At 51.5% G+C, this 10,353-nt stretch carries 4 protein-coding genes; 2 read left to right on the top strand and 2 right to left on the bottom strand.

Translation table 11 applies throughout. The features are described 5' to 3' along the window. The first annotated feature begins 32 nt into the window (after positions 1–32). Both ACJMNB_RS06895 and ACJMNB_RS06890 read left to right on the top strand, forming a co-directional pair. Positions 33–4,703, top strand: coding sequence for a fibro-slime domain-containing protein (locus ACJMNB_RS06895; RefSeq protein ID WP_405340479.1), 4,671 nt, complete (start codon positions 33–35; stop codon positions 4,701–4,703). Between the two features lie 67 nt (positions 4,704–4,770). Further along, positions 4,771–5,172, top strand: coding sequence for an SPOR domain-containing protein (locus ACJMNB_RS06890; protein WP_405340476.1), 402 nt, complete (start codon positions 4,771–4,773; stop codon positions 5,170–5,172). Positions 5,173–5,250: 78 nt separating this feature from the next. On the opposite strand, the gene ACJMNB_RS06885 is transcribed toward ACJMNB_RS06890, so the two are convergent. Beyond that, a complete protein-coding gene (locus tag ACJMNB_RS06885) occupies positions 5,251–9,357 on the bottom strand; it encodes a hypothetical protein (RefSeq protein WP_405340473.1) in 4,107 nt (1,368 codons plus the stop codon). Positions 9,358–9,428: 71 nt separating this feature from the next. Further along, the gene (locus tag ACJMNB_RS06880) at positions 9,429–10,346 is read right to left on the bottom strand and encodes a glutamate--tRNA ligase family protein (RefSeq protein ID WP_405340470.1); all 918 of its coding nucleotides are present in this window, start codon (positions 10,344–10,346) and stop codon (positions 9,429–9,431) included. Between the last annotated feature and the right edge of the window lie 7 nt (positions 10,347–10,353).

Below are 10,353 nucleotides of genomic sequence, written 5' to 3'. Positions count from 1 at the left end.
TTGGAAGTAAAAAACCATCGATGGAAACTAAAATGATGAAAAAAACAATGAACCTCCTATGCAAGTGGGCCTTGGGTGTCTGTCTGCTTTTTGTTGGAGCGCAGAATGCTTTCGCATTGAAGTGCGAAGGCACGATTTATGTTAAAATTCCTAGTGATTGGGCAACGCCCAAAATGAATATTAACAACATCCTTGATCTTCCGACATCGAATGTTAAAGATGGCTGGGTCGTGTTGAATGCTTCGAAAATCGGTGAGGCTACGGCTGAAAAGTTCTTCTTTATGGAGTCCGAAGATTGGAACCAGCGTGGTATTACCAAGGTTCACTATAATATTGCTCGAACCAATGATGGTGGCTGGAAACAGGAAGACGCTTTTTCTTGCGACGACCTTTCGTCAGGAGAACTCTATATTTATGAAAATCCTGCCAAGTCTGGTGAAACAGTTGCCGCTTCCAATCCTCCCAATGCAAAATATTTCTTTGTGATGATTCCTCCTAATATGGAAGAATGGATGTCGGCTGTGCCCATGCTGAGTATGGATGGCGGTAAGACGGGCGTGCCGATGACTGCCGTGTCTGAAATGTGCGGTTGGTACTCTCATGTGTTCTTTAATGAAGAAATCACGGATAATGTGGTGCTTTATCGTGACGATGACCCTGATCGTGAAGACATGATTGGTGTGAACGGCAACTGGGAAACAGCTGCTGCTGCAACACCGATTGCCTTGAAAATGATTTTCGATATGGGTGTCGATACCTTGCTCTTTGTTCCTGACGAAGAACAAAAGACCAATACGGACGGTTACTACTATAGCGCCGCAGAAGTGGAAGGTATTGAAGGCACTTGTGCCTATACGATGGCCGCTATTATTTACGATACCGACGCAGACTTGCATCCGGCATTCTCATGCTATGGTGCTGAAGGTGGTGTAGAAGGTTGCCAGAATGGTGCCGCTGGTGTTGATAGGGAAACCGCTATTGCCGCTATTAATTCTTGCATTGGTATCACTCCGGGCCTGGTTGAATCGACTCTTGATGCAACCCTTCCTCAGGCAATGAGAAAGCCGAAGTTGAGCTCTACTGGTAAGAAGTGCTTCCTCAATGAAACCTTCTTCAACCAGATGTTCAACTATACTCCTAATGTGAACGAAAAGAGCTGCTTTGACATGCCGTTCAAACGCTCCGATGACGGTAAGTGGGAATTCGATTCTGACTTCTACACGAGTCCTGGCTTGACTGCTCAGGGTGGTTTCTACCCGGTAGAAAATACGACTGATGAAAGTATTAAGCTCGCTGACCCCACTCAGACTCCGGTTGCTAAGGCTCGTACTCCGCGTAAGGCTGAAGGTCCTGTTTTCTATGGCCCGGTGTTACGTGAAAACGATGCCACTGAAGGAATGCCTTTGATTGACATCTTGTGCAATGGCCCCGGCTGGAATGGCGGTGTTGATTGTGCTGGCTATTTTGGTGATGGTTCCAAGACCGAACCCTTTGTTCAAAAGGTTTATCCGGCTGCAAAATGTGTTTTCGGTTGGTCTTGCGAAGATGCTGCGCCTAAGAATTGGAAATTCTTTGCTCCCAACACGGACTCTACTGTTGCGAATTCTGTCAAGGATAAGACTTATCGTTGGACTGCAATGCGTAACCAGCATTATTGCTTTGAATCTCATGCAAAATTTACTCAGAAGCCGGGACTTAAGTTCAATTTCCGTGGTGACGACGATATTTGGGTCTTTATCGATAACAAGCTGGCTGTGGACCTTGGTGGTACTCACTTGGCTGCTCCGGGTTATGTGGACCTTGATGCCTTTGAAGGCTTGAGTGGTAAACTCGTTAATGGTAACCAGTATGATTTGGATATCTTCTTCTGCGACCGCCGTACGACCATGAGTAACGTGCGAATCAAGACGAATATGTATATCCAGCAGAAGACTGCTATTGAAGTGAAGGGCTCTAAGAATCCGAGCAATAAATCCGAAACGGATTATTCTCTCTGCTATACTAAGACTGGAAACGGATCTTGCGCATCTGCATTGTCTGGTGATGATGAAGAAGTAAGGTATTGTGGTGATACGCTGGTTGAAGCCGTAAGGAGTGGTCTGGTTACCATTTCTTATACGCTTGTTCAGGGTAATCTTGTCACATCTCCGGCTGTGCCAGGTGTGGAAAATGTATCCTCGGGTATTCATAAGTGCGGTATTGACTTGACCGATCCTACAACACCCAAGATCAACAAGGACGCTATATGCTTGGGCGGCGGACGCTATACCCTGTTTGTGAACATTGATGGTAAGAGTAAGAAGGTGGCAACCTTCCGTATGAGCGGTGAAGTGGATGTGGTCTATAAGGATGGTGTTGCTCTTGATACTACCGGTAAGGAAATTCCGGGCGGCAAGTACACCTTGCAGAAGACAGCTATGGCTGGCCAGATGGTTCCGGTCTATGTATCTTCTGTGGCTCCTAAGGCTGATGGTAGTGCTGTTGAAATCTTCCCGGAAGATGCCAAGGGTGTTGACTATACACTGGCATACGATCGCATCATGAAAGTCTACGTGAAGGAAGTGGATGCTCTGACGGGTGAAGAAACATATGTGAAGCTTGCTTCGGGCACGTCACGTAAAATTGGTGACAGCGGTGTCGATACGGTTTATGTAACCGTTGACATGGATGACATGACCGAAGCTATCCAGAACTTTAGCGTCAGTGTTTCCGGTAAGCCGCAGAATGCTATGAATATCAGCTTCTACCTGCCGCAGATTACCTTTATCGAAAAGATTCCTGGTGAAGGTGAAAACGCTAAGGCTGTAAAGGGACAGAAGCCGGAAGCCGATGGCTCTTACGAAGAATTGTGGGTGGGTACACTTTATGAAATGTACCTGGCTGTGCTGAAACCCAATGCTGACGGCAAGACCTATAGCCCCTGCTTGGCAGAATGCGACAACTTGGAAATTCATAAGGGTGCAGGCACTTCTCCGAAGATTGACTTTAACCCGGCCAATGTGAAGTTCAAGGATGGCTATGCCACTATTTCTGTGCGTTCGTTGACCAAGTATCGCTGGGATGAAGATGCCGCTCTTAATACGCCGGCAACCATCGTGGCCGAATACAATGACTTCGTTCAAGCCGTTTACAACCCGATCTACTTCCGCGATCCTCCGGTACCGTATCCGGTGCTTGCTGACGTGTTCGACGTGCATGGTTCTACTCCTTCTGTGGAATACAAGATTCCGGCCCCGTATTTTGACATGGACAAGGAATACCTTGATGGTATCGCTGACTCCGTGACCATCTATTACGACCGTGCCTTCCACAAGGACTCCCTGCCGACCAAGATCTGCTTGATGTGGGATTCTGCATCGGCTGAAGCTCATAACCCCTATGCCGAAGGATACTCTAATATTCCGAAGGATACCTCGGTTACCTGTAACGCCCTGTTGAACGTGGACAAGACCAACGTGGATTGCTCTTCTCCGGATGCTGCAGGCTATTGCACGAAGGTGGTGACCCTGGGTGGCTTTACTCTGTCTCACGTTGCCAAGACATACGGTGTGGGTAAGGTTCATTCTTACGCCATATTCGAAGACAAGGGCAAGATTGTGAAACAGGGCTTTGCCGGTGCCTTGACCGACCGTATTGCTCCTGTGCCGCTGCGTGCCGAAGTCCGTACGATCAAGAAGGATGACGAAATGACCGACTTCGACAGCCTTGTGGTGATTTTGTCTGAACCGGTCAAGCTCCTGACGACTTCTAACGATAGGAACTCTGTTGACTACTACTTGAATTCTGCCATTGACTTGAGTGAAAGCGCCCGCTACGCCTCTGCACTCGGTGGCACCGAAGTCCTGGCAACGAAGGTTTCGGTCAGTACTTCCGAAACGGGTGAAGGCCGTATCAAGTTCATGTATAATCGTGGTGACGTTTCCCCGCACGTGGGTGACTATCTGCGCCTGGGTGGTGACCTGGCGAACATCTTCTGGTCCGATACCACGAACTTGACTCTGTCGGGTGGCGATACCTTGCGCTCCACTGCTGACGCTACATACGCATGGAACTCTCCCACGTCTTACAGTGAAACCAAGCGTCTGCCGTCTCCCTGGATTCCGGTTGTCGGCGATGCCAACAAGGCTGTGCACGAAAACAAGTTCGCCTCTACGGCTAACGCTCCGGCTGGCGAAAAGGTTCCTGTCGTGACGGTGCATAGCTACCGTACCACCATGACCAAGGCTGAAGTCTTTGCCGAAGAAGGTGGTAAACCGGGTCACTTTATCGAAGCCGATATGTACGCCCTGTACAACGGTTTGCCGGACAGCATCCGTGGCGATATCAAGCCCCAAGACATCTACTTCTACTACGAAGTCCAGTACTACACCAACTTGGGTAACTTCGTGGCAAGCAAGAGCCAGAAGATCTACTGCGACGACAAGATGAATACTGACAAGGATCCGCTTACGAACGAAACGATTCAGTACTTCAATGGCGGTACCTGTATCGAAGCCGGTAATGATCGTAACTACTTCGTCGGCTGGAACATGCGTTCTGACAAGGGCCGCGTGGTGGGCACCGGTGCTTACATCGTCAAGCTGAACTCTTATGTGAAGCTCGGTGATGCTGGCAAGGATGCCAAGCAGGAAAGTACCTCTGTCTGGGGTATCAAGCGTTCTCCGAAGCCTGTTACGGATTACCTGAAGGGTATCGGTCAGTAAGCCTTGGCTGAATGAATTTAAAAGCTCCCTTTACGGGGAGCTTTTTTAATTTTATTATATTTGAAGTATGCGAAAGATTTTATTTGCTCTTTGCTTGTGCACCTTTGCCTTTGCTGCTGAACCCACCGATTTGGATTCTCTTTTTCGCGGCAAGGAATATAAACCTGTTTTAAGCGCTTCGCTGCGTGACAGTTCCAAGAATGAATCTGCCGTGCCGAAGGCTGCTGCAAAGTCGTCCAAGTCCGACGGCTATTACATGCTCCAGTTTGAATCGGTGGCAGATTTCGATGCGGCCCAGCGTCGCCGTGCCCAGCTTTCTGCAAGCACCGGCTATGCCATTCAGGTGGTATTCGATGCTCCCTTCTACAAGCTTCGTGGCGGTGGATGGGGTAGCAAGAAGACGGCCGAAGACAAGGCTCGCGAGCTGTCTGCCTACAATATTAACGCTTTCGTCGTGAAAGTGAAATAAGAATGTGTAATATGGAATGTGAAATTTCACATCTCACATTTCAAACTTCACATGGCGGCTTTGCCGCCCCATCTCACATTATTCTAACAGTCCCATGGCCTGCTTGATGGCGTGTTCGTCCATGCTTTGCGGCATGAGCGCACGTTCTTCGGGGGCCACGTAGGCAAGCTTGCGTTCAAAGTCGGGACGGCTTGCGCGGTTGCGTGCAACCGGATCCTTGGCCTTGAGCGAATAGTAGAACGGACCGGTCTTGATAAAGCGCTTCTTCTGCAGACCCTGGCGGATCGCTTCGGTCAGCACCTGCTGGAGCACGGGACCTGCCCTGTCTACATGGTGCAGTTCCAATACGCGCTGCTTCAAGATTTCTTCGTGGATCGGAGCTTCGCTGTCTACGTAGAACTTTAGCTGCGTAATAAGGGCCGCAATGGGCAAGTCTGCAATAGGCTTGTCGTGGGCGGTGCCTTCGATCTTGGGGTGCTGCACCACATAAGGTTCGGTCATGGGTTTTGCAGCTGCGTCAAATACTTCGGAACCGTCGTCTTCGTCGGAGTTGTCCTCTGTCGGCGGCGGTGCCACGCTCTGCTCAATGGCGATGGTGGCAAGCAAGTGACCGACTTCGTCCTTGTTGGACATGTACCAGAACGGAAGCCACACGTTCATGATCTTCCAGCCCAGCTGCTTTAAGATCAGCGGACGAACGTAGTCGCGGTCTTCGATAGAATCGCGGAAACGTTCCGTGGTGCAGTCGTCTTCGATAAGGGCCAAGAAGTGGGTGGGGTTGTTGGAATCGACAACCACCGGTCCCACAGGAATGCCGCCCTTGGAGCAGTATTCCTGCACGACGATGTTTTCGTCCTTGAGTGCCTGAATAATTTCGTTGCGGAGCGGAGATTCTGCAGGTTCGATATCGACAGCGGGATCGAACTGCTTGGATTGCATGAAGTTGATCCATTCGCGGAAGAGCGAATTCTTTTGCGATGCAATCTTTGAAAGGTCCAGTTCGGTGGTGAAGGCGCGGAGCTCGCGCTTTGCCAATGTCGAACAGACTGAAATCTTGTGGTCGGCGGCGATTCCGCTGGCGCCTTCGGCTTCGATACAGACCAGAATGGTGTCGCGGAACTGGTCCACGGCCCTTTCGGGAGTCTTTACGTAATAGCGGATGTCTGCATTGGGTCTTGCGAAGAAGGCCGCCGCGGCAGAACCTGCGACAAGCTTGGCCCGGATGCTGTCTTCGATTTCTTGACAGGTGGACTGGTGGAATGCGATGATTCCGAGAGTCTTTTCGGGGTGGCGTTCTGCGTGGCGAATGGCGGTAAGCGCAATGGCCTCGATCTTGTCGGGAACTTCCTTAATGGAAATTCCCTTGAAAATTTCGTTGTTCGCTGTAGGCAGCTGCTTGATTCCGTACTTGTAGATGCGGTCGTTTGCGAAGCTTATAATGGCGGGATCGCTATACTGTGAGGAGAACCAGAGCTCGCGGGTGGGCGCGCCATGACGGAGCGCTGCCGTAAGGATGCTTTCTTGGAAGAAGGGACTACGGGTAATGGCTTCTTCGTGGAAGGCGTCGATGGGCATGTATTCGTAGCTCGGGTTGTGGGGGTTGCCCACAAGAATGGTCTTGGGGGCGGCCAGCAAGAGCGGTATGGCTTCGGCAAGGGAGATGGCGTCGGCATCGAGAATGAGAGTGATGTCGAAGGTCTGCTTGTCGGGAATGCAGAGAGCGTCTGCAAGGGAGACTACCGTAAGGACGCTGTTGTCAGCGTCGACGGCGTTATGGAGTTCCTTGAAGTTGGCGCTACAGAATTGATCCAGGAGGGTTCTGTATTCCTTGCTCTTCTGGGACTTGACCTTGGGCGTTTCCGAGAACAGGCTCGGGCATGTCTTGGTGGCGGCCTGAATCTGGGCCCCGGTCCAGTAGTGGGCGAGGGCGTTGCTAAAGTCGGCGTCCGCGTTTTCGGGATCCTTCAGGTATTCGACCAGGGCCGTGTTGCAGTAGCCCTCCATTTTCTGGAAATGGGCTGCCAGCTGCAGATGGATGTCCAGGTGGCTCCAGTTGTCGTTCCACAGCTGGATTTGACCCAGCCACTTGTCGATACTTAAACTTTCCAGCGGCGTCTCAAGTTCCATGTCCTTGTTGATCTGCTTGATGGAAGCCTGAAGCTCGATAACGGAATTCCACAGGTTCGACAGTTCCGGTTGCAGGTCCTTGAAATTGTGCCACTGCTCCAGGAGCTGCAGTAACAGGTCCAGCTTGGGATCGTCCTTGTGCTGCTCGCGGAAATTATAAAGGTATTGGATTTTCTTGTCCAGTTCGACCCAGTTGGAACCTTCGAAGTGCCAGTCGCGGCCCAGCAGGTGGTTGCCCAGCACGGCGCTTTCTTTGTAGGTTTTCTTGTTGGCCTGCAGTTCCAGGAGGGTGTCGATCAAATCCAGAAGCTTGGCGTCGGAATCGACGCTCTTGGGCTTGCGGATTACCTGCAACAGGCGCTTGCGCGACGTGCGGTAACGTTCTGAAAGTCCCTTGAGGGAAATATTCTGGCATTCGGCAAAGTCGTCGCGGGCATTCTGGATGTTTTCGTCGACGGCGTTGTCGGTGTAAATGTCCGAGGTCTGCCTGCGGTACCGCACCCATTGGTCGCCTGCTTCGGGGAGGTTGAGCAACGTATCCCTGTAGGCGTGCCAGTTATGGCTACGCAGCTGCCAGTCTTCGTATGTCGGAGTGTCCTTGCCGAAGTTGTCGCGCAGGAGTTCAAGAATGTCCACCATGCCGGACAGGAAGATTCCTGTGGGGAACAGTCCCGTGGATTCCATTTTCTTGATGATCGGTCCCAGTTCCTTGGCCCGGTCGGCGGCACAACGGAGTTCTTCGGAAAGATCCTGCTGCTGTTCGGGAGAAAGGCTGGAAACCTTGACACCCTGGAAGGCTTTGCGGGCGGCGACGCCATTCTTGTCGAAATACAGTTCCGACAGGATTTGGATATCTTTCTTGAGTTCCTGATAGCCGTTGAAGTCCAGCTGGTTGATTCCGCGGAAAATGCGGTCGGGGAACTTCTTCTTGGGCTGCTTTACGTCCTTGAATTCACGCAGCAGTTCCGAAAGCAAAACGTTGGTAGGCGGAATGGGCCTGTTGACGGCGTCGTAGTATTCCAGGAAATAGTTCCGCATGGTGCGGATTTTCTGTTCCAGTCCGTTACGGTCGCTGTCCGGGAAATTGCGGAAGGGCGGGCGCCATGCGTTTTGGAAGGCTCGCTTTGTAACGGCGCGCTTGTGGACCACTAGGATTTTTTTACCCTGAGCCACCTCGTCTGCGACGATGTTGGCTGCCACCTTCATCTTCTCGGTACCGGGGAGAGCCTGGATGGCGTAGGCGCAGGTGTTTTCGTTTTCGGCATCCACCGTCACCTTGTTGGTGTGGGAATCGGTGGTGTAGAGGAAATGGTGGTCGGCAGGCGAGAATACCTTGTCGAAATCGTTCTCTTCGAACAGGGATTCCTGGGCCTGGAAGCCGTCTTCGTTCAGCAGGGAAGTGAGAATCGGGTTGCCTGCAATGGATTTTTCCGAAAACCCTAGGCTATACCTTTTTTTCAGGTTCAGCAGGTTGGAATTGAAGAATCCGAGGCAGACCCCGTGGCGGGTAAAACGCCAGTTGCGTTCCCCTGCGATTGCCTTTTCAAATTGTGAAAAATAGAGAAGCAGGCTAAATTTGCCGTTGATGATGGCATCTTCTGCCGAGGGCAATGCTACGGTGTCTTTGAGACGTTCACGCAGGATCACGTTCTCGATGGGGTTGCTGGCCGAAATGGAGACCGTATTCTTGGTGGCGTCGAAGTCCAAGGGGACCAAAAGGCTCGGGGCAAGGGCGTTGCCGTCCCACTTCAAAAAGCCCAGGAGCAGGTAAAGGTCCGTTTCACCGTAGTCGTCAAGCTTGTGACGCAGAACCGCCGTGACTGTATCCAGGGCGGTTATCTTTTGCTGTGCCGTAAAATTTGCAGAAACCTGGAAAAAGGATTCCAAGGGAAGAGGCCCATGGGCCTGCAACCATTTCTCGTAAAACAGGTCTCCGGCTTCGGTAATCAGGGGAGACTGAAAGTCGTTTTTGGTAGAAAAACAGAGTAAACGATCTTTGGAATCAAAGAGGGCGGCTTCTTGCCGAATTTTGGCGACAATAGCAGAAGATGAAGACATACCCTGAATATACCTATTTTACGGGGTCACGTGTTAAACGGGGCGCACAAAATAGGGTGAAAAAAGCCTAATTATAAGCTTTCGGCAACCATTGCGATCGCCTGGTCCAATGCCGTCGGGGTGTTATTGCCCAGAAAACCGGCCTTGTACAGGATTTGTCCCAGGATTTCCTGCGGTGTCTTGCCGGCATCCTTGTCTTGGCGGAGGCTGTAAGCGTGCTCCCGCTTGGAAAGTTTTTTCCCGCTGGAATCCACGATGAGGGGGTGGTGCAGATAGAGGGGGCGGGTGTAGGCGGGAATGGGGAGGTCCCCTTGGCAGGTATCCGAAATCAACTGGGAAAGGGCAATTTGCCGGGCGGTGGAATTGCGGATGTCTTCGCCCCGGACGATATGGGTGATACCTTCTGTAAGGTCGTCAATGCAGACGGCGAATTGGTAAGTCCAGAAACCGTCGCGGTCGCGGATGGGGAAGTCTCCACATTGTTGTTTTGGGTTCTCGGAAAAGTCACCGAGGCGTTCATCGTGCCAGTTGATTACTTTGTCTGTAATCACAACGCGCAGGCTGTGGGGCTCGCTGCCTTGGATTGCTTCGCTTCGTTGCACTCTGCTCGCAATGACGTGGGAGCATTTCCCCTGGTAAATGACTTCGCCAGTTTCGCTGATGGGGTTCTCGGATTGCAACTGCTTACGGCTGCAGGTGCAGGGGTAAACGAGCCCCTTGGCGGTAAGCTTGTCCAGGACTTTCTGGAAAAAGTCGAAATGGGAACTCTGGATGCTTTCGCTGTGGTATTTGAACCCGAGCCAGGCCAGATCTTCGCGGATTCCGTCAATGTATTCCTTGCGGGCTCGGCCCTGGTCGTGGTCTTCGATACGCAAGTGTATTTTAAGGTTCCATTTCAAGGCTGCCGCCCATACGTAAAGGGCGGAGAGCAGGTGCCCTTCGTGTAAAAAGCCCGTGGGGCTCGGCGCAAAACGGATAATGCCTGGCATGGGTAGA

It is taken from the genome of Fibrobacter sp., assembly GCF_045131395.1.
In the GTDB taxonomy this organism is placed as follows: Bacteria; Fibrobacterota; Fibrobacteria; order Fibrobacterales; family Fibrobacteraceae; genus Fibrobacter.
The sequence above is the reverse complement of the archived record's forward strand: the minus strand, read 5'-3'. Positions and strand labels throughout refer to the sequence as shown.

Coding starts and splice junctions, on each gene's coding strand:
- ACJMNB_RS06895 (WP_405340479.1), top strand. CDS start 33: ATGATGAAAAAAACAATGAACCTCCTATGCAAGTGGGCCTTGGGTGTC.
- ACJMNB_RS06890 (WP_405340476.1), top strand. CDS start 4,771: ATGCGAAAGATTTTATTTGCTCTTTGCTTGTGCACCTTTGCCTTTGCT.
- ACJMNB_RS06885 (WP_405340473.1), bottom strand. CDS start 9,357: ATGTCTTCATCTTCTGCTATTGTCGCCAAAATTCGGCAAGAAGCCGCC.
- ACJMNB_RS06880 (WP_405340470.1), bottom strand. CDS start 10,346: ATGCCAGGCATTATCCGTTTTGCGCCGAGCCCCACGGGCTTTTTACAC.